Genomic DNA, 26,410 nt, shown 5'->3' with positions numbered 1-26,410 from the left:
ATTTGAGCCCCTGACGACGTGGAGGGCTTGAATCATGGTTCGGGGCCCAGGCTCAACTGGTCGCTATGCATCCAAAAGCGGACCTATTATGCTCAGAGTGAGTTTTGTCGTTCGTGACCCTATTCGGACATCCCTTGATCTAGATCAACCCGGAAGTGTGCCGCTCTGTGTCGGCTTCGGGGGGATCACAAGGGAGCGGGTCAGTTTGGCAAGAACCACCTCGGTGACCTCAACGAGTTTCTGCCGACGGTGCACGGCTTCGATGAGTTCTTTGGTTACCTTTATCACCTCGATGCGATGGAGGACCCAGCCCACCGCAATTACCCGCAATCGCTGCTGGCCACCGTCGGCCCCCGCAACATGGTCCATTCATGGGCGACCAACGTCGACGATCCGTCGGTGCAAGCGCGCTGGGGCAAGATCGGCAAGCAGCGGATCGAGGACGCCGGGCCGCTTTATCCGAAGCGGATGGAAACGGTCGATGACGAGATTTTGCAAACCACCTTCGCCTTCATCGACAAGGCGAAACAGGACAACAAGCCGTTCTTCGTCTGGCTCAACCCCACTCGCATGCACGTCGTCACCCATCTTTCGGAAAAATACGAGAACATGCGCAACTCGGAAAACGGCTGGTCGGTTTCCGAGGGCGGGTTCGCCCAGCTCGACGACATCGTCGGCGCTGTGATGAAGAAGCTCAAGGACGAGGGCTTCGACAACAACACCATCGTCGTGTTCACAACCGACAACGGCGCTGAGAACTTCACCTGGCCTGACGGCGGCCAGACGCCGTTCGCGGGCGGCAAGGGAACGGCGCTGGAAGGCGGCTTCCGTGTGCCCTGCATGATCCGATGGCCCGGTAGGGTGCCGGCGGGAAAGGTCGAGAACGGCATTATGTCCGGGCTCGACTGGTTCCCGACTTTCGTGGCCGCCGCCGGCAATTCGACTATTGCCGAAGAGTTGAAGAAGGGAAAGCAGCTCGGCGACAAGACCTATAAGGTCTACCTCGACGGGTATAACCAGTTGGACCTGATTACCGGAAAAGGCCCGTCTGCCCGCCACTCGATCTTCTATTTCACCGAAGGCACGCTGAGCGCGGTGCGGGTGGACGATTTCAAGTATCGCTTCACCGATCAGCCGGGTGGCTGGTTGGGCGGCACGGTCAAGGTCGATTGGCCGATCCTCACCAATCTCCGCCTTGATCCCTTCGAACGCACGAACTTGCCAAACGGCGATAAGGGGTCGTTGGCATTCTATAACTGGTTTGCTTACGAGTTCTGGCGATTCCAATTCGTGCAGCAGGAGGTGGGCAAGCTTGCCCAGACTGCGATCGAGTTTCCTCCGATGCAGAAGGGTGCGAGCTTCAACCTGGAAGCCGTCAAGGAGCAGATCGAGAAGGCCATGCAGTCGCATGCTGGCAAGTAGAGTATGCGGTGACTGGCGCCCCGGGCTTGGGGCGCCCGTCTGACAAGCATCATGTAGCAACCGAGCGACAACCAAAGCTCGCACTTCCGCTGTTGGCCCTCTTGAGATATGCCGGACGGCCGTGACGATGTCCGCTTCCGAATGAAGCCCGGAAGTGCCGACCCGCCGGTGCGAGGTCTCAGTTTGACCCCAACCGGACATCCGATCCATTAAGGGTATGAAAAACGCGGCTCGGCGCGCGCCGTAAGTCACACGCCGAGCCTAACCGGGCGAGGTCGGGGTTGCCGAACTGTCGCACCGGCTGTCGATCAGAATAATTCCCGGGCTTTAGATTTTAAAGTACGTCATTTGGGCGCACCGGCAGACGGGTTGAACAGCTTTTGGCCGCTCACTTGGTAGGCGCCGATTGCTTGCTGCCCGTCTGGCGAAACCAGCCAATCTGCAAAGACCTTCGCGTTGGCAAGTTTTGCGCCTGTGTGTTTCTGAGGGTTCAATTCAATCACATCATAACGGTTGAGCAAGCGTGGATCGCCCTCGATAACGACGGCTAGCGATCCCTTGTTGTTGAAACTGAGCCACGTGCCACGGTCCGACAAAGTGTAGGCGTCCATCGCGCTCGCGGCATTAAGTGCTTGCCCCATGCCACCGCCAATATCTCGATACCACTTCTCTTTGCTGAGAGCGTCCAGCGTTTGACCAGCGGCCTTCCAAAGTCGTAACTCAGCCGCGTTCGTACCGCTTTTGTCACCACGCGTGACGAACGGGGCTCGCGACGTGGCAATCGCCTTCAATGCCACAATACTGTCGTTGCCGCCTTTCACGTGAGCCGGATCGCCGGACGGTCCGACGATGATAAAGTCATTCCACGCGACCTGTCTCCGCGTTGAGCCGTGGCCCTCATCCATGAATTGTTGTTCAGCCTCTGGATCGTGAACAAGCAGCAAATCGGCATCGCCCCGCCGCGCCGTGTCTATCGCTTTGCCCGTGCCTTGCGCGACGACATTCACGGTAATGCCAGTCTTGGTCGTAAACTGTGGGAGAATGTTTGCCAATAACCCGGACGCTTCGACCGAGGTAGTCGAGGCCAACACGATGGATTGCTCGGCGGCAGAACTCGTATTTATTGCGACGACGCTCGCAACTAGCGCCAATGCGTCCCGAAAACTGATCATACCTCATCGCTCCCCGCCGTTCGCGCACGTCCGGCCATAGCAAAGACTGTCGCGCTGATCGAAATGCTAATCCCTACCAACACCGCGCCAAGAGCCAAGGCCAACGAGAGGTCGCCTTGGCTTGTTTGAAGTGCAATGGTCGTGGTCATCGTTCTAGTCAGGCCACGAATGTTGCCGCCGACAAGGATCACTGCGCCAACTTCCGAAACGGTGCGACCAAAGCCTGCCAAAACCGCTGTTATAAGTTCCGCGCGAATGATCATCAGAATTTGCGGAACGGCCTGCAATCGCGTTGCGCCGTCTCCGGTCAGTTCGTCGCCGTATCGCGCCCAAGCTCTTTCGCTAGCGCGATGCACGAGTGCCGTGATGATCGGGATTGCAAGGATGCTCTGTGCCATCACCATAGCGGTCGGCGTGAAGAGCAGGGCGAGAGAACCCAGCGGACCGGAGCGCGAGAGCGCGAGGTATAGGGCGAGGCCGACAACAACTGGCGGCAGTCCGAAAAACGCGTTGATCAAAACGACAACAAGATGCCGCCCGCGAAAGGGAAAAACCGCGAGCGTGGCTCCAAGGGGAAGGCTCACGGCCGTCGCTGTGGCGGTCGCCGTCAAGCTAACGCTGATTGAAAGTCCGACAATCTCTAGAAAATCGCCCACCCGGTAGCCAATCCAGCAGAAGGAAGTCTCAACGTAGGCCAGAAAATAACGTCGGCGCAATTGGGGCATGTAAATGTTGCCTGTTGGCCCATCGCGTCAGTTGGCGCAATGCAGCGACATGTCCGGAGTTGAGGGTAGACCAGAAATAGCTGGCCGACTGCAAAGACGACGCGATTGACCCGAAGCGGAAATCGCGCGATCGACCGTATTGCGCTCTGTTGTCCGGTTTTGCATAGTCAACTGCTGCCATTGTGCGAATTTCGCATGATCAGCAGAGGGCGCAGCAGATGCGTGACCCCCCAGCGATTGATGGTCAAGGCACGGTAGTCGAGAGCATGGTGCTGATTCCCGGCAGCACATTCCGCATGGGTTCGGACCGGCATTACCCCGAGGAAGCCCCCGCGCATCGCGTGACCGTCGATGAGTTCTTCATCGACCGCACGCCGGTCACGAACCGGCAATTCAAGGAATTCGCGCGCGCAACCGGCCACGTTACCTATGCCGAAATCCCACCCGACCCTAAGGACTATCCGGGCGCGCAGCCGCACATGCTCTATGCGGGTTCGCTGGTGTTTTCGCCGCCCGCGCAGGCCGTCGATCTCCGCGACTGGAGCATATGGTGGCAATTCATGAAGGGCGCCGACTGGCGGCACCCCTATGGCCCAAAAAGCAGTATCAACGTGCTCGACAATCATCCTGTCGTCCACGTCGCCTATTCCGACGCGCTCGCCTATGCGCGGTGGGCCGGCAAGGACCTGCCGACCGAGGCGGAATGGGAGTTCGCTGCGCGCGGCGGATTGGACGGGGCCGAATATGCCTGGGGCGACGAATTCACTCCGGGCGGAGAGCATCGTGCCAACACCTGGCAGGGTGAATTCCCCCGGCAAAATCTCTGCACCGACGGATACGAGCGTACGTCGCCGGTGACGGCCTTCCCGCCGAACGGCTACGGTGTCCACGACATGATCGGCAATGTCTGGGAATGGACGTCCGACTGGTATTCGCCGAAGCACGAAGCGGACGCGCCAAAGGTGTGCTGCATTCCGGAAAATCCGCGCGGTGGACCGGAGGTTGAAAGCATTGATCCAAGTCAACCCAACATCCGGATTCCGCGGAAAGTCTTGAAGGGCGGCTCGCATCTCTGCGCGCCGAGCTATTGTCGCCGCTATCGCCCGGCCGCACGACATGCGGAGGCGATCGATACGTCCACGAGCCATGTCGGATTTCGATGCGTCAAGCGCAGAAGCAAGATGCCGGAGTCCTCCAGTAGCTGACAAAAGGAGCACTTCGCATGCGCTTTCATCGTGATGTCCTGCAAAGCAGCAGCCTGGCGGTCCTTCTCCTCGGTTTCACCGCGCTTTCCGAACCCACGAGCGCACAAGTGGTGACGGGGGAGCTGGGCACGCCCGGCGCCACCACCACCATCGACGGAAAACAGATTCCGCCGCCATCGGCCGCGTTCGGCGGGGATATCAAGGAGAAAGCATCGGAGTCGAAACCCTGGTGGGCTCCGCGCGTCGTGCCGCCGAAGGGCGCGCCCAACGTGTTGCTCATCATGACCGATGATTGCGGATTCGGAGCTCCAAGCACGTTCGGCGGGGTGATTCCGACCCCGGCTCTGGACCGTATCGCCGCACAGGGCCTGCGTTACACCAACTTCCATTCGACCGCGCTCTGCTCGCCGACCCGCGCGGCTATCATCACGGGCCGCAACCATCACTCGGTGGGCACCGGCGTGGTCGGCGAAATAGCGACGGGTTATCCGGGCTACGACTCCATCATCCCGATCGGCAAGGGCACCATAGGCACCATCCTCAAGGCGAATGGCTACGCCACCTCATGGTTCGGCAAGAACCACAACACGCCGTCCTACCAGTCGAGCCAGGCCGGGCCGTTCGAGCAGTGGCCCAACGGCATGGGCTTCGAATATTTTTACGGTTTCGTCGGGGGCGACGCCAGTCAGTGGCAACCTAACCTGTACCGCAATACGACAGCGATTTATCCCTTCCAGGGTAATCCTGACTGGAATCTCACGACGGCCATGGCCGACGAGGCGATCCAGCACATGAAGACGCTCAAGGAGGTCGCGCCGGAGAAACCGTTCTTTGTCTATTATGTCCCAGGCGGCACGCACGCGCCGCATCATCCAACGCCGGAGTGGATCAAGAAGATCGGCGACATGCACCTGTTCGATCAGGGCTGGAACCAGTTGCGCGAAACCATCTTCGCCAACCAGAAGCGGCTCGGCATCATGCCCGATTACGCCAAGCTGACGCCCTGGCCGAAAGAACTTCCGGAATGGAATTCGATCGGCGAACTGGAAAAGAAGCTCTTCATCAAGCAGGCGGACGTCTATGGCGCCTACCTCGCCTACACCGACCATGAGATCGGACGAGTGATCGAGGCGGTCGAGGACATGGGCCAGCTCGACAACACGCTGATCATCTACATCAGCGGCGACAATGGCGCGAGCGCGGAAGGTATGCTCAACGGCACGCCGAACGAGTTCACGACTTTCAACGGCGTCCCCGTGCCGGTGAAGGCGCAGTTCCTCTGGTACCCGTTCTGGGGCTCGGACAAGACGTTCCCGCACTTCGCGGCGCCCTGGGCATGGGCGATGGATACCCCGTTCAAGTGGGTGAAGCAGGTACCATCACACTTCGGCGGGACCGCGCAAGGCATGGCGATCTCCTGGCCCGGCCACATCAACGACGTCGGCGGCATCCGCCGCCAATTCCACCATGTCATCGACGTTGTGCCGACCATCCTGGAAGCAACCGCCATTCCGCAGCCCGAGACGGTCAAGGGCATCAAGCAGAGCCCGATCGAAGGGGTGAGCATGATGTACACATGGGACAAGGCGAACGCCGACGCTCCGACCCGGCACACGACGCAATATTTCGAGATGCTGGGCAATCGCGCCATCTACCACGACGGTTGGGTGGCGGCAACGACGCCGGTGACCCAGCCGTGGGTGCTGAGCACCACTCCGCCCCCGGATGTCAGCGCGTACAAGTGGGAGCTTTACAACGTCAAGGAGGACCCGACCCAGTTCAACGATCTCGCCGCGCAGATGCCAGAGAAAGTGGAGGAACTGCAGGCGGTGTTCGATGTCGAAGCCAAGAAGTACAACGTGCTGCCGCTCGACAACACGACGCTGCTGCGCTGGAACACGCCACGCCCGAGCCTCACGGCGGGGCGAAGCGTCTTCAAATATTCGGGCGAACTATCGGGAGTGCCCGCCAGCGCAGCGCCAAGCATTCTGAACAAGTCCTACACCATCACAGCCGAAGTTGAGATTCCGGGCGGCGGTGGGGAAGGCATGATCGTCACCGAAGGCGGCCGGTTCGGGGGCTATGGGCTTTTCCTGAGCAAGGGTGTGGCCGGGGTTCGGTCGGGCAAGCCGGTGTTTCTTTACAACCTGCTCAACCTCAAGCGCACGATTTGGGCGGGGCCGGAGTTGAGCGCCGGCAAGCACACCATTGTCTTCGACTTCAAGTCGGATGGCCCGGGCCTGGGTAAGGGAGGAACTGGTGTTCTCTCGGTCGACGGCAAGGAAGTAGACCGAAAATCCATGGAGCACTCCATTCCGGTCACCTTCCCTGAGGACGAAAGCTTCGACGTCGGCATGGATACTCGCAGCGGCGTGGCGATGCTGGAATATCGCTACGATCCCCCGTTCAAATTCACCGGCAGAATCAACAGGCTGACGTTCAAGCTCGAACCGGAGCTCAAGGACCCCGCGCAGGCCAAGGCAGAACTGGGACCGACGGCGGCGCCGGAGCCGGATCCGATCGAGCAGCCAAATGCCAAGGTGCCCGCGTCGAAGAAGGCGAAGTGAGTGGAACGATGGCGCTGAGGTCGAAGCCGCTCCTTGCAATGATGGGCGCGGCTGAGGCGGCGACGGGCTTAGTCTTGGCGGTAGCGCCGTCCTTTCTGGTGGAATTGCTGCTGGGCGCCGCACCCGGCACAGCCGCCGGCACCACGGTCAGCCGCGTCGCTGGCGTTGCGATACTAGCGATCGGTATCGCCTGCTGGCTTGCGCGAGAGGACGCTGCCGGTCGCGCCGTGCGAGGGTTGATTGCGGCTGTGCTGCTCTACAATGCCGCCGTGGTCGCGATCCTCGTGCTGGCTTGGACGAGCCAAGGGTTGGCGGGCGTTGCCCTGTGGCCGGTAGTGCTGGCCCATTTGGCGCTGGCGGTCGGGTGTGGCGCGGCCCTGTCCGCAAGAAAAGAATATCCGCCCTAGACGATCAGCAAGCACTGGGCGGACGGATGCCATGGTGTTGAGGTCTTGTCAGTTAAACCTCTTATATCTGCTTTTGGCCCTCTTGAGACATGCCGGACGGCCGTGACGATGTCCGCTTCCGAATGAAGCCCGGAAGTGCCGACCCGCCGGTGCGAGGTCTCAGTTTGACCCAAAACCGACATGCGGTGGTCACCCATCGCCGCCTCGTCAACACCTCACGCTCATGTGTCCAGAGAAGCCCTGCACCTCTATTGAATTACATTCGTAATGTGATATTACGATCGTAATTGAACTCCAGTCGATGTTTGACGGCGTCGAATGCTGCAAACAGCTCTTTGCGAGGACTTCATGAACGACACCACCGCCACTCTAAGCCATCGCGCGCCGCAAGAAGTCATGGATCTCCCCTCGCTGGGGCTCGCAGCCGCTGCAGCCGCCATTCGTAAGGGCGAGATCACGTCGGAGGCCTACACTTCGGGCACTTCTGCTTCGCGCCCGAACGCTTGCCGAACTAAACACCTTCATCACAATCGATGAGGCCGTCGTGTTGACGGCTGCGAGAGACGCAGACAAAGCACGTGCGGCCGGATCGACAGTTCCGCTACTGGGCGTGCCGCTCGGGGTGAAAGATAGTTATTTGACAAAAGGACTACCGACGAGCCTCGGGCTCGATAGCCTCGCTCACTTCGTACCGCACAGGGATGCCGACGCTGTCCGTGCCATCAAGGATGCGGGCGCGTTCGTTTTCGGCAAAAATAACCTAGTCGAGATGTCCTATGGCTTGACCGGTCACAACGCACGTTACGGCCAGGTCAAGAACCCGCACGCACGAGGTCGCGTGTCGGGCGGCTCCTCGAGCGGCTCCGCCGCATCGGTAGCCGCCGGCCTCGTTCCCGCCTCCCTGGGCGGCGACACCGTTGGCTCGATCCGGGTACCCGCATCGTTCTGTGGCGTCGTGGGGTTCAAGCCAACCACCGGACGGTGGCCGCGCAACGGCGTTGCTCCGATCTCTCACACGCTCGACACCACGGGCGCATTCGCTCGAAGCGTCGAGGACTGCGTATTGCTGGATCACGTTGTGACTGGCGAACAGGCTGCGGAAATTTCCGACGGCCATGATCTAAAGGGAGTCCGACTCGCCTTCGCGCCTCGGCAGTTCCTGGAACTTGTGGATTCGGAAGTCGAAACCCGCTCCCTCGAAGTGGTTCGACGGCTGCAGGATGCTGGCGCCGAAATCGTCGAGGTCGACCTTGGCAATGATTTCAACGTCCTCGTCCAAACCGCGACATGGGGCATCTTCGCCCATGAAACGATGGGCGCGATTTCGGAGTTCCTTCGCCGCCACGACATTCCTACTACGTTCGAGGCCATTTACGATGGGCTCAAGCCCCAACTTCGGCAGGCGTGGGGACACATCGTGCTACCGGGCGGCGCAGGCGCCACCTCCGTAGAGGCCTATCAGTCGGCGCTCAACGTGAGCCGGCCTGAAATCCAGCGCCGCCTCGACACGGCGTTCGTCGCTCGTGGGGCGCAGGCCATTCTGCAACCGACCACGCCGTGCACGGCGCCTTTGATCGAAGAGCAGGCGACCGTCCACATCGCGGGGCAGGACGTCAGCTACCTCGCTTTGGCGAACCACACCGTGTCTGCGAGCAGCGTGGGGATGCCGGGAATCAGTCTTCCTGTCGGCTCGTCCCGCGCTGGCCTGCCGATTGGCCTTGAGCTTGACGCCCCGCTCGGGAGCGACCGGACGCTCTTGGTCCTTGCCCGCAGGGTCGAAGGTATCCTGGGCTACAAGTCGACTGCGATCTAACGCGACCAGGCTGCGGGCAGTTTGTGGAGTTGAGCGAAGATGCGATTCGAGAAGGGTCACAAGGCGGCGACACGACGGCACATCGTTGATGTGGCATCGAAGTGCATGCGCCGGGACGGCATCTCTGCGGCCGGCATTGCGGGGATTATGGGCGAGGCCGGCCTGACCAAAGGGGCCTTTTCTCCGCACTTCGAGTCCAAGGACGAGCTTGTTCGCGAGGCGCTGGCGAGCGCGCTGGGGGGCCAGCAGCATTGCCTTGAAGATCAGCTCAAGGGCCTCGACCTTGAAGGCGCGATCCGTAAATACCTCAACCGCGCCCACCTCAAAGACCGGGCAGACGGGTGTCCCTCAGCGGCCTTACTACCGGAAATCGCCCGCCAGCCCCTGTCTACCAGGCAAGATTACGAGAAAGCGTTGCGAAGGTACGTTGCGACTTTGGCCGCGCTGCTTCCGGGTGCAGATTCCAAGGCGAACCACCGCCGTGCGACGGCGATCTTCGGGCTCATGGTCGGCACCCTGCAGTTCGCGCGGGCCGTGCCCGACGCGAGAGAGGCGCAGCAGATCCTGGATGGCGGCGTTGAAGCCGCGATGCACTTGGCGCAAGCCCCGTCAGCCTAGTTCAGCAAGGACGGTGAGTCTCAAGATCGGACATGCCTGCGTGCTGAAATTGCCGATGTCCGCTGCTGGCCCAACCCGGAAGTCAGGCAATGTCCGCTTTACCGCCGTTATTGAGGGAAAAGCGGACATCGGTCACGCGGCCAGTTAATGAGTACACGCCCTAGAGGAACTAAATGGGCTCTTGAGATCGCTGGAGGCACCCATCGAACATGTAAGGACTACACTCGCTCAGACGACATAGCTCAGGGTCAATGAGAAGCCTATCGATCACCCGATGATGATCTTGTACCATCGACCTTCTTCTTTTCTTTCTTGAAGGCTACATCCCCGTCGAGAAATGCCTCGAGCATGAACGGTATCAGCTCAGCTACTTCTTCCTTGTTGCCGTAGGTCTCTGCATAGAAGGCAGCATAGTCGCGGAGCCGATGCGCCAGCCCTGGCGTAAGCACGACGTTCATCTTCACTGGGGTCCGATCAGGCAGTTTCGCGAGCTTCATCCCTCACCGGCCCTTCGCTGCCGTCTGAACGTCCTGGTAGGGCTTCAGCACTAGATCCTTCGAAACAATCACCCGTAACGGCCAACCCGGCCGCACCGTGATCGTCGGCTGCACGTCGAGCTCGCGCTCCACCAGGCGCTGCCCCGCGCGATTGGTTGTTTGCTGCGAGCTTTCCCGCAGCGCCTTCACGAGATCGCTCTCGTTGTTTCCGATCGAAAGCTGTGTCCCCACCCCGATCAACGTCGCCAAAGCCACGCCCTTGAGCAACTGCCAGGTATGGAAATCCACCTCATCCTCGAGCCCGGCATAGCCTGCGACATCTGTGGCCGGAAGGTTCTCGATTACGATCGAATTGCCATTAGGCAGGATTAGCCGGGTCCAGACGACCAGCGCCCGCTTCTGGCCGAAGGCGACGACGCTATCGTACTTGCCCACGAGCCGCGTCCCTTGCGGGATCAGGAGATGCTCGCCCGTCACCGTGTCATAGACGTTCTCGGTGACCTGGCCGATGGTGGCCCCAGGCAGGTCCGAATTCAGTCCCGTGACGAGGCTCGCCGGGATGATCGCCCCCGCCATCACCGCATAGGTGGATGGTGCTGGTTTGAGCGCATGGGGATTGGCGATTTCCGTGTCAGCCCTCGCGCCCGCGAAGGCCAGCTTTCGCGCCTGCGACGAGTGAATGATTTCGCTAGATCGGTCGACCATCGCCTGCGCCGTCTTTGCGAGTTCGCCCGCGGACGGTCCCGTATCAGCCGTCGCAGGGCGGAATGCGGATGGGGAAGCTGCCGGCACTTCGGTCGTGCTTGCCTGCTTGCGCTTCTCGTGTTTCTCCGACAAGCGAAAGAACAAGCCTGACTCCTTTGCTTGCTGAGCGACGCGCGTTTGGCGGATCCTTTCGGCCCGCTCGGCGTCTTCTTCCGGGTTGGTCCGGAAGCTAGCGTCCGGTGCCACACCAGCCTTCTTCTCGTTTTCGGCGAAGGCCCGGCCAATATCCCCAGGCGACGGCGGTCCAAGCCGCGGCGTCAATGGCGGCAGGTCCTCATAGGACTTCGGCAGCTTGCTCAAGCCCTCGGCAGTCTGTTTGCGGTCGATATTGTAGAGCTCTGTCCGCTCCGACTGCTTGAAGGAGTGTGCTCGGAGCGCAATGAGCACCGCCCCGCCCACAAACAGCACGGCAACCGCGCAGCCGATCATGAGGGCGCGCCTGTTGAGGCGCCGAACGGGCCGTGGGCGGGCTCGCAGTTCCAGCGGCTCCGGATCCTGATCCAATCCTGTCGTCATGAGGCGCTCCCGGTGCTGAAAACCTGCGACACCGGTCGCGCGTCTATACGGATGATTCGGACGATGCGCTGCGGATCCTCGCCAAGGCGAAGCTCGGCGGCGCCGAACATCCGATCGACGATATAGTAGGAGCCGCGGACCCGGTAGTTGACGAGGTTCGGCCGGCCATCGGCTCCGGCGACGAACAAGGGCGGCGCCTCCCCTTGCGACAGGCCGGTCGGCATCTGGATATAGACCTTGCGGCCGTCGTCGAAGGCGCGCAGTGGTCGCCACGGCGGATCGTCGCCTTCAATGCGATAGCGGAAATTCAGGCTGTCGAGCCGCACGCCGCGATCGGCGATCCGCTCCTCACCTTCTTGAGCGGCGACGTTTTGCTTATGGAGAGCAACGAGCGTATCGGTCGGATAGGTCCATGAGATGGACGCCATGTAGGTCTGCTTGGTGGAGACGAGCTCGAGGTGATAGGCCCGCCGGTCGGTCAAGACCACGAGGTTGGTCTGGATATCCGGCAACGTCGGCTTGATTAGGATATGCACACGCCGGGAGTTGCCCTGCCCGCTCAGGGTATCACCGACCACCCAGCGAACCGTATCACCTGTGGAGACGTCGATCAGTTCCTCGCCCGGCTGAAGCGCGATGGTTGAGACCTTTTCTGGGCTTGCATAGAGCCGGTAGAGTGCGCCTTCCGTCCAGGGATACACTTGGATGGCATTGATATATCCGGCGCGCGTCGGCTCCATCCGTGCCGCCTTGTTCGCCTTGGCGATTGCCTGCTCCGGTGGCAGCTTTTCCTCCTTGCCGCCCTTTGTCGGATAGGGCTTCAACTGGCCCGGTAACGGAAGGACCTTTGGCGTTTCGACGACTTGCACCGGCGCCGGCGGATCGGCGTCTGGAATTGCCTTCTCAAAGGTCATCTCGTCATAGGGCGCTTCAAGATTGAGCTTGGTGGCGCAGCCGGCAAGCGCTAGCGACAAGGCAAGGACGCTGGCCGATGCGAGCTTGGTGAGGGCTTTGGAATTCATTTGGCGTCTCCAATCAGGTCGCGCGACCAATTGAGTGAATGGACGTAGAGGCCGAGAGGGTTCTTCCGCAGCGTTTCGGCATCTGCGGGCGGCTTGAGGACCGTGGTCACGAGACCGGTGAAGCGCTCTGTCTTTGCGATCGAACCGTTCTCGTAGGTGTTCTCTTTCCAGCGGATCTCGAAGCTGTCGCCGGACGCGCGTACCACCGACGTGACTTCGGCGGTTACCGTCTTGGAACCGATCTTTGTGAACGGATCGGCCTCGCGCGCGTAATCGTTCAAGGCTTGCGCGCCGCGGTCGGTGACGAAATCGTAGGCACGCAACCAGTTCGCCCGGACAATGACTGGATCGATCGATAGCGAACGCACGTTCTCGATAAATCGCGCGAGAAAATGCGCAATCTGCGCGTCTGACGGCTGGTAGGCTTCGAGCGCGGGCCCGACTGCTCGGACTTCACCGAGCCGGTCGACCTCGACCACGTAGGGAGTGACACCTGAGCGAGCGATCTGGGTGAAGATCGTCAGTCCGAGCACGCCCGACAAGCCAATGGCCGCCAGCGCCGCCAACCGCCAATTGCTCGCTTGCACGCGGGCTGATCCCAACCGCTCATCCCAGACCTGGGCTGCCTTCTGATAAGCGGTGACCGGCTCCGGCGTCTCGCCATAGCGAACGGCCACGCGCTGAAAGGGGTGACCTGCCATATCTTATTCCTCCCCCAGCTTCGGACCTGAAGAATGCCCGCCTTTGTCACCTTCCTTCAGGGTGTGAGCGGCGACTTGCGCCGCTTCCCTTGCGTGTCCCCGTCCTGACGAGGCCGCCGCACGTCCCGCGCCTGAAGCAGCCGCTCCGCTCGTCGTGCCGGCAGTGCTCGCGCTTGAGAGCTGATCCGCGGTGGCGGCCCGGGCTGACGTGCCCGCAGCCGCCCCGGTGAGCGACGCCGCGGAGCGAACCGCAGCCATTGAACCGCCTGCGGCAACGCGTAAGCCGCCCGCGGCCGCCGCTCCGCCGCCGATCGCGATAGCCGCCGCACCCGCCACCGTTCCCGCGGCTGCACCGGCGCCTAACTGGGGTGCACCTGAGACCAATCCTGCCGCGATTCCTGGGCCGAAAATGCCAAGGCCAAACAGCGAAAGGGCCGCAAGCAACAAGCTCATGGCCGACACGATATCGACCGGCCGCGTCAAGGTGCTCGCGAGCTGACCGAAAATGGTCGAGCCGATGCCGATGATGATCGCGAGAACCATCACCTTCACCCCTGAGGCGACCACGTTGCCGAGCGACTTTTCCGCAAGGAATGCAGTCTTTCCCCACAGGGCAAACGGCACGACAATGAAGCTTGCGAGCGTCGTCAGCTTGAATTCGATCAGCGTGACGAACAGCTGCACCGAGAGGACGAAGAAGGCGAGCACGATCAGGATCCAGCAGAACAGCAGGATCAGGATCGTCGGCAGGTTGGTCAGGACATCAAAGCCGGAGAATTGGCCGGTCTCCTCCAGAAGAGGATGAGCGGCCGTAAACCCGGCGGCGGCGACAAAGCCTGGCCGCGCCAGGTCGGCCGCACTTAAGGTCCCACCGGACGCCTTCAGACCGATGCTGGAGAAGGACGCGAAGACGATATCGGCGAGGCTCTTGAAGTTGCCGATAATGAACGCAAAAGCGCCGACATAAAGCACCTTCTTGGCAAGCGTGACCATGATGTGATCGTCCGCCCGCATGCTCCAGGCAAGCCCGGCGAGCGTCAGGTCGATGCCGATCAACGTTGAACTCAGGAATGAGACGTCGCCAGACAGAAGACCAAATCCGGAGTCGATGTAGCGCGAGAACGTCTCGGTAAAGCGGTCAATGACGGAGAGATCAGCCATGGCGCCCTCACCTACTTGCCACTGCTGTAGGCGTGGCCGTCGCCAATGAAGCGGGTAAACCGCTCCTTTGCCGCGGCCGACGACGCCTGTTGTTCGGCGGCACGCAACGTGTCTGCGCGCGCCTGGGTTGCCATGAGCGCCTGGGCTTGCAGCGACTGTTTTATCTGCAGGGCGAGAAGCTCGTTACCCGACTGCTGCGCCTGCAGCGAGCCGACCGCAGCAGACGACCTAGCCATCAGCATCTGAAGCGTCTGGCCATCCTGGTCGAGCGTACTGACGATAGCTGATTGCAGCGTGAGCGATTGCTTCAGCCCGTCGTAGCTATTATCCCAGCGTGTCGTCGCATCCTGCACCATCTTGTCGGACGAGATGGCCGCCGCGTACTGTCGGGGATAGAGCCGCTGGAAGTCTTGCTGCGTCGTCTGCACATCGAACGAGATGTTCTTTGCCTGACCGATCAGGCCGTTCATCTGATTGATCGTCGAGGAGAGCTGACCGACGACGCTGGTCGGGAGGCTTGTAAGATGCTTGGCCTGATTGAGTAACGACTGCGTCTGGTTTTGGAGGCTTCTGACCTGGTTGTTGATCTGCTCAAGCGCGCGCGCGGCAGTCAGGAGATTCTGGCTGTAGTTCGTCGGATCGAATACGATATCGAACGCGCCGAGCCGTCGCGACCCATTCACGGCGATAACAAACGATAGTGTTGTCGTTACGATAATTCTGGAAGTTGTACCCGTGAACACGCGGCCGATGCTTTCGAGCATGGAAGACTCCAGGGATCGAGGTTGAGGTCAGAGCTTGTGGGCTTGTTCGAAGGTGCTGATCAGGTTGGCGGCCCAGTGCAGACCGCGTTCGGCGAGGTAGCGCTCGGCGAAATGATGAGGCCCGGTGCGGGCCAGGACCGCGTCAATGACGCGCTGATCGTCCGGTGAGGACGCCCCAACGAGTGCGAGCGCGACCGGTCCAAGGCCTAGCTCGAACAGGCGGTTTCCGGCGCGAGACTGCAGATAATAGTCGCGCTTGGGAAACGCTTCGGCGATCAGCCCAACTTGCGTGTCGTTCAGGCCGAACCGGCGATAGGTCTCGGTTTGCGTCGGCTCCAGCGCACGGGGGTTCGGGAGGAATATCCGGCTTGGGCAGGATTCGATGATCGCAGGCGCAATCTCGCTGTCGGCGATATCGGCAAGCGACTGCGTGGCAAAGATCACAGCCGCGTTCTTCTTGCGCAGCGTCTTCAGCCATTCGCGAATCCGGCTCGCGAACAGCGGATCGTCCAGAAACACCCAGGCCTCATCCAGCACCAGCAAGGTAGGCCGTCCGTCAAACCGCTCTTCAAGAGAGTGGAAAAGGTAGGTCAGAACCGGCGCCACCAGGCCAGGCAATGCCATCAATTCTTCCATCTCGAAGGTCAGCACGTCCGCCCCGGAAAGACGGTCGGCGTCTGCGTCCAGGAACCGACCATAGGGTCCTTCGAGCGTATAGGGCTGCAGCGCCTGCCGAAGCGCATCACGAGAAAGCAGCGCCACGAGCCCGGTCATCGTCCGCTGCGAGACGGGCGCGGAACCGAGGCTCCTCAGCGCCGACCAGAGCGTCTCTTTGACTTCGGGCGTCACGGTCACGCGCTCATGCGCGAGCACGCCACAAAGCCAGTCGAGTGCCCAGAGTCTCGCCCCGTCCTCCGCGACATCCTTGAGCGGCTGAAAGGCGATACCGCCCTTGGCGCCCAGCTCATACCAGGCCCCCGACAACGCGAGCGTAGTGACCCGTGCCGAGCGGCCCTTGTCAAACGTGATCAACTGGGCGTTCGGATAGCGGCGAAATTGAAGGGCGAGCATCGAAAGCAGGACCGACTTGCCCGCGCCGGTCGGACCGACGATGATCGTGTGCCCGACATCTCCGGCATGGAGCGACAATCGGAACGGGGTCGCCCCTTTGGTCTTTGCGATCAGAAGCGGCGGCCCATCAAGGTGCTCGCACCGCTCCGGTCCGGCCCATACCGCCGACAACGGGCACATATGGGCGAGGTTCAGCGTGTGAACAATCGGCTGGCGGATGTTGGCATAGGCCTGGCCCGGCAGACCGCCGAGCCAGGCTTCCACCGCGTTGACGCTCTCGCGAATGGCCGTGAAACCCCGGCTATTGATCACCCGCTCGACTGCGCGGATCTTCTCGTCCGCTTGATGCGAGTCCTCGTCGCTCACGGTAACGGTCGTTGTGATGTAGCCGAAGGCGACCAGATCGTCGCCGAGCTCGGAAAGCGCCGCGTCGGCGTCGAGCGCCTTGTTGCTGGCGTCGGTGTCGAGCAGCGCCGCCTGCTCGTTGAACATGACCTCCTTGAGGATCGCCGCAAGAGACTTTCGCTTGGCAAACCATTGCCGCCGGTAGCGCGTCAGCGTCGCATTTGCCTGCGTGCGGTCCAGCGGAATGAACCGTGTCGCCCAGCGGTAGGCGACGCCAAGCCGATTCAGTTCGTCGAGCAGGCCCGGAAAGGTGACGTGCGGAAACCCCAGGACGGTCAGCGCACGCAGATGGCTCCGCCCGATCGCCGGGGACAATCCGCCGGTCAGCGGCTCATCGCTCAGGAAACAATCGAGATAGGCCGGAATCTTGGGAACACTGACCGGATGGCGCTTGGTCGAGACGCAGCTATGCAGATAGGTGAGCGTCTCCTCATCGTTGAGGGGCCAGATTTCGGGCAAGACCGATGAGAGCAGATCGATCGCCCGGTCGGTTTCCTGGATAAACCGCTGGAGGTGGTCCCGGTAGCCCTGCTCGCTTCTCTCAAGCCTCCGCTGGCCGCCGAAATTGGCGTCGTCAATGCCGCCCTGTGCCGAATTCTCGTGTCGATCGGCATCGGCGGTTGATTGATCCGGACGAATGCGCCGATCTTTTTTGGTCGCGCGATTCTTCCCCTCGGGACGCTCGAGGAACAGGCCCTCGAGGCGCGAGATCCGCTCGGCCGGCGGCAAATACATCAAGGTCAGATGCAGCACACTTTCAAAGTGCTGCCCGCCCGGTCGTGCGGGATCCTCCCATGATGCCCCGGCGGCGCCCGCAAAAGCGGCGCGGCGTTCCTCATCAACCAGCCAGGACACCGGGTCCGGAAATTCCGACCGCGGGTATTCGGACGCCGGGATGCGCGTGGCATCAAAGAAGAGAGCCCAGCCTGAACCGAAACGCTTCAAGACATTGTTGACGCGTGAGGTGACGCTCATCAGTTCGGCCTCGGTGGCACTGTCGAGGTCCGGTCCGCGGTAGCGTATCGTCCGTTGAAAGCTGCCATCTTTATTTAGGATGACGCCCGGAGCGACCAGGCAGGCCCATGGCAACCAATCCGCCAGCCGATAGGCATCGCCGCGGAATTCTCTCAAGTTCAGCATGCGAGTCGCCCTTTGTGCTTGGTGTGACGGATGGCGACTTCGACGAAGGCCGGGTCGCGCTTGGCCAGCCAAACGGCAGCGCTGTGTCCGATGACCCAGAGCATCAGGCCTGCGAGCCAAAGGCGCAAGCCGAGCGCCAGCACGGCCGACAGGGTCCCGATCAGAATGGCCGCGGCACGCGGAGCGCCGCCGATGAGGATGGGCTCGGTCAATGAGCGGTGGAGCACGAGTTCAAAACCATCGGGGCGCATCAGATCAGTACTCCGCCACCGAACGAGAAGAACGAAAGGAAGAAGGAACTCGCGGCGAAGGCGATTGAGAGGCCGAAGACGACCTGGACCATCTTGCGGAATCCGCCGGAGGTGTCGCCGAAGGCCAGCGATATGCCGGTCACCGTGATGATGATGACGGCGACGATCTTGGCGACGGGCCCCTGCACGGATTCCAGGACGCGTTCGAGCGGTGCTTCCCATGGCATGCCCGAACCAGCGGCGTGTGCCGCCGTGACGCTGAGGAGCACGCAGGCCGAGGCCACGCCGAGCTCGACCAGAGGCAGTGCGTTGACCGAATAGAAGCCGCGAAGGCGCGAACGCACGTTTAGACGCAGTCGAATGGACATATTGCAGTCTCCTTCAGGTCAAGGACGGTGGGTTGTGTTTGGAAGTCCGGGAGGGGTCTCGAGCAGGTAGTCGCCCGACGAATCGAGGCCCTTGAGCTCGGCGACCGCCTCGATGCGCCGTGCGGGTCCCCGCCCCTTGATGAAGACGACCAGGTCGATCGCTTCGGCAATGAGCCGGCGTGGCACGGTTGCGACCGCTTCCTGAATGAGCTGTTCGATCCGGTAGAGCGCAGCTCGTGCGGAGTTGGCATGGACCGTGGCAATTCCGCCGGGGTGGCCCGTATTCCAGGCCTTCAGCATGTCGAGGGCTTCGGCGCCTCTGACCTCTCCGACGATGATGCGGTCGGGCCGCAAGCGCAGCGTAGAGCGGACAAGATCCGCAAGGCTCGCCGCGCCCGGCTTGGTCCGGAGCATTACGGCATCCTTCGCATCGCAGCGCAGCTCACGGGTGTCCTCGATGACGACCACCCGCTCTCCGAGGCCAGCGATCTCGGCAAGGAGCGCATTGGCAAGCGTCGTCTTGCCCGAACCGGTGCCGCCGGCGATCAGGATACTGCGCGCCTCGGTGACCGCTGATGTCAGCACTTTCGCCATTAGCGGCGAGGCAACCTGTGCCTTGACGTAATCGGATAGGCGGAACGTGGTCGTTGCGGGCTTGCGGATGGCAAAGCAAGGCGCGAGCGAGACCGGCGGCAGGACACCTTCAAAGCGTTCACCAGTCTCGGGTAGCTCCGCCGAGATGATTGGAGACGAACTGCTCGCTTCCGCCCGCACATGGCTTGCAACAAGCCGGATGATCCGCTCCGACTCCAGCGGCGTCAGAATAACGCCGGTATCGGCGCGACCCGTCCCGTGCCGATCAAGCCAAAGCCTCCCATCGGGATTGACCATGACCTCGACGACATCAGGCTCTTCCAGAGCCAGGGCAATTGCCGGTCCCATCGCGGTCCGCAGCATGCCGCGGCGTCGTTCGCGGGTCTCTGGCGAGAGGAGATCAGACATTGCCGACCTCCTCTCGCCCTGCCGGAGAATGCTCCGGCGGCTCACCCGTCGCGCCCTGCGCGCGGGATCCGGTATCGCTGGGTTGAGGAGCGCCCTCCTCGAGGTTCCGCATGAAGAGATCTGGTTTCGACGTGCTGACGCGATCCATGACGTCCGCGACAAGCCGGCCACCGGAGGCGACGCGTTTGCCGACTTGGGCAACAAACATCTCGAACCGCTCGCGGCCCAGCGCACGCGCTGCATCCTGATCTTGCGAAGGCAGCGGCGGCGTGATGGTCAGGTAATAACGGATGAAAAGTGCGATGGTCTCCGCCAGGACGCTCACGTCACGGTCGGCTCGTTCCAGTTGCCGGCTCATCCGGTCCAGCCTTCGGATCAGCGCCGCATCGCCGCTTGCGTCCCGCTCAGGATTGAGAAAGCGATCAAGCGCAGCGTCCACGATCGCTGACTTATTGGTTCCCGGCCGCTTGGCCGCGAGTTCGAGCCGTTGCGCCACGCTATCGCTGACGTAGGCCGACAGTTTCGGTTTCATCGGAAATGCTCTTCAGAATGAGGGGAGAAGATCGTCATCGTCGCGGGTGACGGCGTGGGCTCGGCGTACGGCGCTAGACGCGCCCGCGGATTGCTGCATCTGGTTGTGGTCGGCGGCGACGTCAGAATCGTCGTCAAGCAATCGCTCCTCGATGGCGCGCGCGTCGTCTACGGCCGGTGCCGCCTCATCGAACAACGGCAATTGCTGCTTGAGACCGCCCTCCTCGCCGCTCGCCTGCATGAGCTCGCGATACGGCAGGGTCGCAAGGCGAAGGTCGGTTGAGCGCACCTGCCCCCTCCAATTGTCAGGGCGTGCCGCCGGCCGGTCGGCATACGCGTCGCCCGTCAAGGACGACGGCTCGCGCAGGCGGCTGACGAAGTTTGCGTCTTCGTAGTGACGCAGCTTCATCGCCCGGACCGGTGCAAGGCCAGAAACCAGCACGATGGCCTGATGGGGCGGCAGCTGCATCACTTCGCCTGGCGTCAGCAAAGGACGCGCGGTCTCCTGACGGCTGACCATGACGTGGCCAAGCCAGGGAGCCAGCCGATGACCGGCATAGTTGCGCTGTGCACGTAGTTCCGTCGCGGTCCCCAGGGCGTCCGAGATCCGTTTGGCGGTGCGCTCGTCGTTGGCGGCGAAGGCAATGCGGACGTGGCAATTGTCGAGAATCGCGTTGTTCTCGCCGTAGGCCTTTGCGATCTGGTTGAGCGATTGCGCGATCAAATAGGCGCGGATGCCGTAACCGGCCATGAAGGCGAGCGCACTTTCGAAGAAATCGAGCCGGCCAAGTGCGGGAAACTCATCCAGCATCATCAGGAGCTGCCGGTGCTTGCTGCCAATTGCATTGACGTTCAAGGTCTCGGTCAGCCGGCGGCCGATCTGGTTGAGGATCAGCCTGATCAGCGGCTTGGTACGGCTGATGTCCGACGGCGGAACGACGAGATAGAGCGTGACCGGCTTGTCGGCGCTCACGAGGTCGGCGATGCGCCAATCACAGTATTCGGTGTTTCGGCTGACGACGGGATCCCGGTAAAGGCCTAGAAAGCTCACGGCGGTCGACAGAACGCCGGAGCGTTCGTTCTCGGACTTGTTGAGCAGCTCTCGTGCGGTTGCGGCGACCACGGGGTGCACCTTCGGCTCGGTCTCGGTGCCGAGATGATTGGTTGCCAGCATGATCCTGAGCGTCTTCTCAAAGGACTGAGCAGGATCGGCCAGGATCTCGGTGACGCGGGTGAGCGTCTTCTGCTCTTCCGCGTAAAGAACGTGGAGAATGACACCGACCAGGAGCGAGTGACTGGTCTTTTCCCAGTGGGTTCTGCGTTCGAGCGCCCCTTCGGGGTCGACCAGGATGTCGGCGATGTTCTGGACATCGCGGACTTCGGCCGCCCCTTTGCGCACCTCGAGCAGCGGATTGTAGCGGGCGCTTCTTGAGTCCGTTGGGTTGAACAGCAGGCAGTGCGAAAACGTCGAACGCCAACCGGAGGTCAGTTCCCAGTTTTCGCCCTTGATGTCATGCACCACCGCCGACGACGTCCACGACAGCAATGTCGGCAACACCAGTCCCACGCCCTTGCCCGATCGGGTCGGCGCAAAGCACATGACGTGCTCCGGTCCATCATGGCGCAGATAGTTGTTCTCGAGACGGCCCAAAAACACGCCCTTGGCTGCGAAGAGGCCCGCCTCCTTGATCTCTTTGGGCGTCGCCCAGCGGGCTGAGCCGTACGTCGTCACGAGTTGGTTTTGCCGCGCCCGCCACACCGAGTTCAGGATTGCAAACAGGGCGCCGGCGACGCCGCCAGCGGCGGCAATGGCCCCGCCCGCTTCAAAGATTTCGGGGGCGTACGCCTCGTAGGCAAACCACCATTCGAACAATCGCCAGGGCAGATAGATCGGATAGCCGGCAACCAAGAACCAGGGCGCGCCAAGCCGCTCCTGAAAACCGAGAGCAGCCGCAGTCCATTGCGTTGCTCCCCACGTCGACGCGATCACGATGCCGAAGACGGCAGTGATCTGACCGATGTAGATTTTTGCTGGAAACATGTTCCGCCCCACTCACTCGCGTTGGCGAGCGCGGCGAGATGAAAAGCGGGAGTCCGGTGAGCATTCAACCGGAATAAAAATCGTGGTCGGCAGCGAGATCCGTATCGATCAAGCTCGTCAGTGAGAGATCGACGGTGCGCCAGCGTCGGCGTGGGTGAGGAAGCGCCTCAATAGAAGGTGAAGAGCATGATCAAACTGGATCAATCGTCTGGCTCAGCTGATTGCTCAACTCACCGACGTTGTAAGCAAGAGGCGGGCGAATCGAACGACCTCGTTTGGGCGTTCTTTCTTGAATCTTCGGCACCAGCTGAAAATCCGAAGTCGGGGCCGGTTATCCTGATTCCGCGCGTATAATTTTGCGCGAGAGAGCGGTCCCTCAGCTGTCGCTGTGGTGACCCCACATCGTCCCCATCCGGGGCTCATGGCTAAGCGATCGCCGCGAGGACGTTTACGCGTGAGCGGATTTGCGAGGTCGTTAAGGGGTTCCAACTAGCTAGAGGCAGGGAAACAGCAGCCTATTCTCCGCATAAATCGCGGCGAATTCCCTTGCGGATGCGGAGAATGGTCGCCATATTCTCCGCAAGGAGTGCGGAGAATGCCAGGATATATCCACCAACGGCCTGATTGGCCTCACTTTTCCTGGGATGTCGATGCCTTGGCGAAGCTGCTCGCGGCTGTCAGGCTTCGGCAAGGCCAGCTCATAGGGCGGATGCAGACCCTGGGTTTTGCACAGCAGGAAGAAGCTGTCCTGACTACCCTGACCGAAGAAGTCCTCAAATCCAGCGAAATCGAGGGAGAGAAACTCGACAAGGATGCGGTGCGCTCTTCGCTGGCGCGTCGACTTGGCATGGACGCGGGCGCCTTGCCGTCGGCAGACCGCAATGTCGAAGGTGTTGTCGAGATGATGCTCGACGCCACTCAGAAATTCAAAGCCGAGCTCACCACGGAGAGGCTCTTCGGCTGGCAAGCCTCACTCTTCCCAACGGGCCGCAGCAACCTGAAGAAGATCACGGTGGGAGCCTGGCGAGATGTGTCGGCGGGACCGATGCAGGTTGTCTCGGGCGATTATGGTCGTGAGCACGTCCATTACGAGGCGCCGACCGCCGAAAAGCTCGATGCTGAAATGACCGCGTTCCTGGAGTGGTACAACACCGAGGAGAAGATTGATCCCGTCATCAAGGCCGCGATCGCGCATCTGTGGTTCGTGACGATCCACCCCTTCGAGGATGGCAATGGACGAATCGCGCGCGCCATCGCCGACATGTCCCTTGCCCGCTCTGAAGGAATTCCGCAGCGCTTCTACAGCATGTCGGCCCAGATACGCAGCGAGCGGAAGACCTACTATGACATGCTGGAGAGCACCCAGAAGGGCGACCTCAACGTCACGCCGTGGCTCGAATGGTTCCTGGGCTGCCTCGACCGCGCGTTCACCGGAGCTGAGACCATTCTCGCAGCTGTGCTTGAAAAAGCCGACTTCTGGAAACGGCATGCGACAGCCCGGATCAATGAGCGGCAGCGCGACATGTTGAACCGCCTGCTGGACGGGTTCGAGGGCAAGCTGACATCGAGCAAATGGGCAAAGATAGAAAAGTGCTCGCCCGACACTGCCTTGCGCGACATTCAGGACCTCGTTGATCAGGGCATTCTCGCCAAGGACGAGGGCGGAGGCCGAAGTACAAGCTATTCGCTTGCCGCTTGAATGCTGTTGATTGCGGCGAGCGCATCCCTTGGACCGTCCAGCGTTCCCGGCGATGTCCACCCGGGCAACCAGCGGTCCTCAAGGCGGAGTCCTCCACCGCGAGTTCTACTATTCTCGCGGACATAATCATAAAGAGGCACAACGTTGCGCGCGATTACGAGAGCTTTGCGCGAACCGCCTCGCCGAAGAAGCGAGCTGGCTCCCGCCGGCAGCCCAGCGCCCGGAGCTAGCGCCCGATCCCGCGCTTGATGCCGATCGACCAGGATATGCCCTCACCGCCCACACTGCCGGTGACCAACTGCCCACGTGCCCTCTCCAGCACCGGCCGCCAGGGCACCAGTGCGAAGTCATGGGACCGCTCGATCAGCGCATAGCGGCCGGTGTTCAGCGTCAGCATGCGCCGGTAGACACCAGTGAGACTGTCGCCGCTCTTGACGTCGAGATGCTCAAGTCCCGTTCGCGTCGCAATATCCGCGGCTGCCAGTCGGAGTTCACGCGCCTCAAGCGTCCGCAACACGTCCCGCGCATAGCGCACCTGACCATCCTGCTCGCGCGCAAGCCCCTGCTCGATCAGCCATTGCCGTCTCGCCCGCATGGCAGCCTGGACCTCAGCACCCATTCCGCTCGGAGCCATCGGCTCGCGCCTCTTGGCGACAAGCTGACGGTCGAGCCAGGTTGCGCCCACCGCCTGCGGGAGATCCTCCAGCCTCTGCCATGACAGCACGGCAACCCGCACGGGATGGTGGGCGCGTTGGCGGCTCTCATACTGAAGCGCCCGATCAAGGTGATCTTCACCCACCGCCCAGCTCCCGTCACTGAGCCGGCTGACCATGCCCTCCAGCCGCATCGCTTCCAGGCGCCGCACGTGGGATGCGACATACTCGCTTGAGGCCTGCGGGTCGAACCGGCGATGAACGTCGTCGCTGTAGCGCCCATGATGAACGGCGGCGATCTTGGCGATGGTTCGATCGATCTGGCGCGGTTCCGCAGCGCGAGAGCTGAGCTCGATAATCGTGTTCCGGGGCGGTGGCTCATCCTGTCCGGCGAGGCTGCCGATCTCGGCATAGTGCGTCCGCCCATCGATGCCATCCACGACGACATAGCGGCGCTCCTTCAGCTCGTCCGCAAACCCCTCACCGACGACACGCCCGACCAGCCGTTGGCTGCTCTGTCCTGGATCGAAGATCGTGTAGCCGCCAGGGGCCCGAGACAGTCCGGCCGCGGCAAGCTCGCGATGCATGGTCTTGATGATATCGCCCCGCTCGCCCATCCGCCTGAGCTTTGCCTCGAGGGCGGCATCGATCCGCCACTGGCCGGGATCGGTCTCTTCCGCAAGTCCCATCCGCTCGAGCGCTCGTAGCCGCCCCATCCGGGCGGCTTGTAAGACTGGATCTCTCGCCGGCACTGCGCTCAGTTCAAGGGCGCCATCCGGCGCATCGCGCACGATGGCCCGGTCAAGTCGCGTGAACCGCTCGGCCGTCACCTCCTGCTGGAGCTTGCGTGCGACCTCGATCTCCGTCTCGGGGCCGAGTTCCCGCGTGATCAGATCGGCGGCCCGCGCCCGCAGGCCGTGAGAGATATAATCGCGGGCGATCACGAGGTCCTGCCCTTCGTCCTCCCTTCCGCGGAGGACGATATGACTATGGGGATGACCCGTGTTGAAATGATCAGCTGCGACCCAGTCGAGCCTGGTGCCGAGGTCACTCTCCATCTGTCGCATCAGGTCGCGGACAAAGGGCTTTAGGTCGGAGAGTTCCGCGCCATCCTCGGGCGCCACAATGAACCGGAACTGGTGGCGATCTTCCTCGCTCCGTTCCGTGAAGGCCTTGCCGTCGGCGCGATCGCCGGCGGCATCGTAGAGCTCGCCCGGCTCACCGTCTCGCGTGACGCCGTCGCGCTGCAAATAGCGCAAATGGGCGCGAACAGCGCCGGCATTGCCGGCCCTAATGCGCACGATGCGCGCCTTGATCACGACCCGGCGCTGGCCCTTGGCTCTCGCCGACCCGGCCAACACAGTGCCTTGCGCGTGCCCCCGACCGATCCGGCCACCGGAGAAATTCGACGCACGGCGCGAACTGACGCCGGCCTTGTCTGCCGCCTGGCGCACGCGCCGTAGATAGCTGGTTGCTTTCCTGGCTCTGCTATTGCCGATCCGGCCGAGCTTGACTTCGAATTCGTCGTCATCGACGCCATGCATGACGCGACCTCCCCGCTGCGAAGACCGCGGATATGTGAAGCAGTGAGCGGCCGCCAAGTCGCAGACGCAATCAACGAACGACAGCATTCCCTTGAGCCGCAATTGGCGACATCGCAGCTAGCGGTGTCGCCAACTCCTAGATGTGCAGACAAGGACTTGAGCACGGTGAAGCGCCAGTGCTTTTATCTTGCAGTCTTAATCGGGCGTCTCGTCTCTCTGATCTCAGCCATTCTCGCTTCCTTTCTTTTCTGCGACAAGCCTGTTTGATCCACGCCATGACGCGAAGCGCCGCGATCGTCATGAGTCCTGATGCGCCGTGCAGTCTTCCGCGCTCATCGACGGCCAGGCTT

20 protein-coding genes and 2 pseudogenes are annotated in these 26,410 nt (G+C 61.8%); 7 read left to right on the top strand and 15 right to left on the bottom strand.

What is annotated here, in order from left to right:
* Window positions 1-195 precede the first annotated feature (195 nt).
* A pseudogene (locus ACVIGA_RS37805) lies at window positions 196-1,422 on the top strand (sulfatase-like hydrolase/transferase); the annotation flags it as partial.
* 344 nt (window positions 1,423-1,766) lie between these two features.
* On the opposite strand, the gene ACVIGA_RS37800 reads toward ACVIGA_RS37805, so the two are convergent.
* Window positions 1,767-2,594, bottom strand: a complete 828-nt coding sequence (locus ACVIGA_RS37800; RefSeq protein ID WP_456670041.1) for a substrate-binding domain-containing protein — start codon at window positions 2,592-2,594, stop codon at window positions 1,767-1,769.
* On the bottom strand, window positions 2,591-3,319 hold the full coding sequence (locus tag ACVIGA_RS37795; RefSeq protein ID WP_456670040.1) for an ABC transporter permease: 729 nt from the start codon (window positions 3,317-3,319) through the stop codon (window positions 2,591-2,593). Before ACVIGA_RS37795 ends, ACVIGA_RS37800 begins: the two co-directional genes overlap by 4 nt.
* Before the next feature lie 218 nt (window positions 3,320-3,537).
* Between ACVIGA_RS37795 and ACVIGA_RS37790 the strand changes: the two genes are divergently transcribed.
* The 5 genes and pseudogenes from ACVIGA_RS37790 (at window position 3,538) to ACVIGA_RS37770 (ending at window position 9,929) form a co-directional block, all read left to right on the top strand.
* Window positions 3,538-4,524, top strand: coding sequence for a formylglycine-generating enzyme family protein (locus tag ACVIGA_RS37790; RefSeq protein ID WP_456668186.1), 987 nt, complete (start codon window positions 3,538-3,540; stop codon window positions 4,522-4,524).
* Window positions 4,525-4,541: 17 nt separating this feature from the next.
* Window positions 4,542-7,091 (top strand): arylsulfatase, encoded by a 2,550-nt coding sequence (locus tag ACVIGA_RS37785; RefSeq protein ID WP_456668187.1) that lies wholly within the window; start codon window positions 4,542-4,544, stop codon window positions 7,089-7,091.
* 8 nt (window positions 7,092-7,099) lie between these two features.
* Window positions 7,100-7,498 carry a hypothetical protein gene (locus ACVIGA_RS37780; RefSeq protein ID WP_456670039.1) on the top strand — a complete coding sequence of 133 codons (399 nt, stop codon included), beginning with the start codon at window positions 7,100-7,102 and terminating at the stop codon, window positions 7,496-7,498.
* A 348-nt stretch (window positions 7,499-7,846) separates the two neighbouring features.
* Window positions 7,847-9,311 (top strand): annotated as a pseudogene (locus ACVIGA_RS37775) (amidase family protein).
* Window positions 9,312-9,350: 39 nt separating this feature from the next.
* The gene (locus tag ACVIGA_RS37770; RefSeq protein WP_456670038.1) at window positions 9,351-9,929 is read left to right on the top strand and encodes a TetR/AcrR family transcriptional regulator; all 579 of its coding nucleotides are present in this window, start codon (window positions 9,351-9,353) and stop codon (window positions 9,927-9,929) included.
* Between the two features lie 260 nt (window positions 9,930-10,189).
* Here the strand turns inward: ACVIGA_RS37770 and ACVIGA_RS37765 are convergent, their stop codons facing one another.
* Genes ACVIGA_RS37765 through ACVIGA_RS37710 form a run of 12 tightly spaced genes read right to left on the bottom strand, consistent with a single transcriptional unit; the run spans window position 10,190 to window position 22,164 of the window.
* A complete protein-coding gene (locus ACVIGA_RS37765; protein WP_456670037.1) occupies window positions 10,190-10,426 on the bottom strand; it encodes a DUF2274 domain-containing protein in 237 nt (78 codons plus the stop codon).
* 3 nt (window positions 10,427-10,429) lie between these two features.
* Entirely contained in the window at window positions 10,430-11,707 is a 1,278-nt protein-coding gene (locus ACVIGA_RS37760) for a TrbI/VirB10 family protein (protein ID WP_456670036.1), read from the bottom strand.
* On the bottom strand, window positions 11,704-12,729 hold the full coding sequence (trbG, locus tag ACVIGA_RS37755) for a P-type conjugative transfer protein TrbG (RefSeq protein WP_456670972.1): 1,026 nt from the start codon (window positions 12,727-12,729) through the stop codon (window positions 11,704-11,706). The genes ACVIGA_RS37760 and trbG overlap by 4 nt, the downstream gene beginning before the upstream one ends.
* A complete protein-coding gene (trbF, locus tag ACVIGA_RS37750; protein ID WP_456670035.1) occupies window positions 12,726-13,430 on the bottom strand; it encodes a conjugal transfer protein TrbF in 705 nt (234 codons plus the stop codon). The genes trbG and trbF overlap by 4 nt, the downstream gene beginning before the upstream one ends.
* Window positions 13,431-13,433: 3 nt before the next feature.
* Window positions 13,434-14,591, bottom strand: coding sequence for a P-type conjugative transfer protein TrbL (trbL, locus tag ACVIGA_RS37745; protein WP_456670034.1), 1,158 nt, complete (start codon window positions 14,589-14,591; stop codon window positions 13,434-13,436).
* Window positions 14,592-14,602: 11 nt separating this feature from the next.
* A complete protein-coding gene (gene trbJ, locus ACVIGA_RS37740; RefSeq protein WP_456670033.1) occupies window positions 14,603-15,355 on the bottom strand; it encodes a P-type conjugative transfer protein TrbJ in 753 nt (250 codons plus the stop codon).
* A 27-nt stretch (window positions 15,356-15,382) separates the two neighbouring features.
* Entirely contained in the window at window positions 15,383-17,971 is a 2,589-nt protein-coding gene (gene trbE / locus ACVIGA_RS37735) for a conjugal transfer protein TrbE (RefSeq protein ID WP_456670032.1), read from the bottom strand.
* Window positions 17,965-18,222 carry a VirB3 family type IV secretion system protein gene (locus ACVIGA_RS37730; RefSeq protein ID WP_456670031.1) on the bottom strand — a complete coding sequence of 86 codons (258 nt, stop codon included), beginning with the start codon at window positions 18,220-18,222 and terminating at the stop codon, window positions 17,965-17,967. Before ACVIGA_RS37730 ends, trbE begins: the two co-directional genes overlap by 7 nt.
* The gene (locus ACVIGA_RS37725) at window positions 18,222-18,590 is read right to left on the bottom strand and encodes a TrbC/VirB2 family protein (RefSeq protein ID WP_456670030.1); all 369 of its coding nucleotides are present in this window, start codon (window positions 18,588-18,590) and stop codon (window positions 18,222-18,224) included. Before ACVIGA_RS37725 ends, ACVIGA_RS37730 begins: the two co-directional genes overlap by 1 nt.
* A gap of 18 nt (window positions 18,591-18,608) precedes the next feature.
* Entirely contained in the window at window positions 18,609-19,547 is a 939-nt protein-coding gene (gene trbB, locus ACVIGA_RS37720) for a P-type conjugative transfer ATPase TrbB (RefSeq protein ID WP_456670029.1), read from the bottom strand.
* A 37-nt stretch (window positions 19,548-19,584) separates the two neighbouring features.
* Window positions 19,585-20,124 (bottom strand): CopG family transcriptional regulator, encoded by a 540-nt coding sequence (locus ACVIGA_RS37715; protein ID WP_456670028.1) that lies wholly within the window; start codon window positions 20,122-20,124, stop codon window positions 19,585-19,587.
* A 12-nt stretch (window positions 20,125-20,136) separates the two neighbouring features.
* Window positions 20,137-22,164: a conjugal transfer protein TraG gene (locus ACVIGA_RS37710; protein WP_456670027.1), complete on the bottom strand. Its 2,028-nt coding sequence runs from the start codon at window positions 22,162-22,164 to the stop codon at window positions 20,137-20,139.
* Between the two features lie 595 nt (window positions 22,165-22,759).
* Here ACVIGA_RS37710 and ACVIGA_RS37705 point away from each other — a divergent pair.
* Window positions 22,760-23,863 carry a Fic family protein gene (locus ACVIGA_RS37705; protein ID WP_456670026.1) on the top strand — a complete coding sequence of 368 codons (1,104 nt, stop codon included), beginning with the start codon at window positions 22,760-22,762 and terminating at the stop codon, window positions 23,861-23,863.
* A gap of 226 nt (window positions 23,864-24,089) precedes the next feature.
* Here ACVIGA_RS37705 and rlxS read toward each other — a convergent pair whose 3' ends face one another.
* Entirely contained in the window at window positions 24,090-26,060 is a 1,971-nt protein-coding gene (gene rlxS, locus ACVIGA_RS37700) for a relaxase/mobilization nuclease RlxS (protein ID WP_456670025.1), read from the bottom strand.
* Window positions 26,061-26,410 lie beyond the last annotated feature (350 nt).

Source organism: Bradyrhizobium sp. USDA 3240 (assembly GCF_054063295.1).
This window is presented reverse-complemented; position numbering and strand designations above follow the sequence as displayed.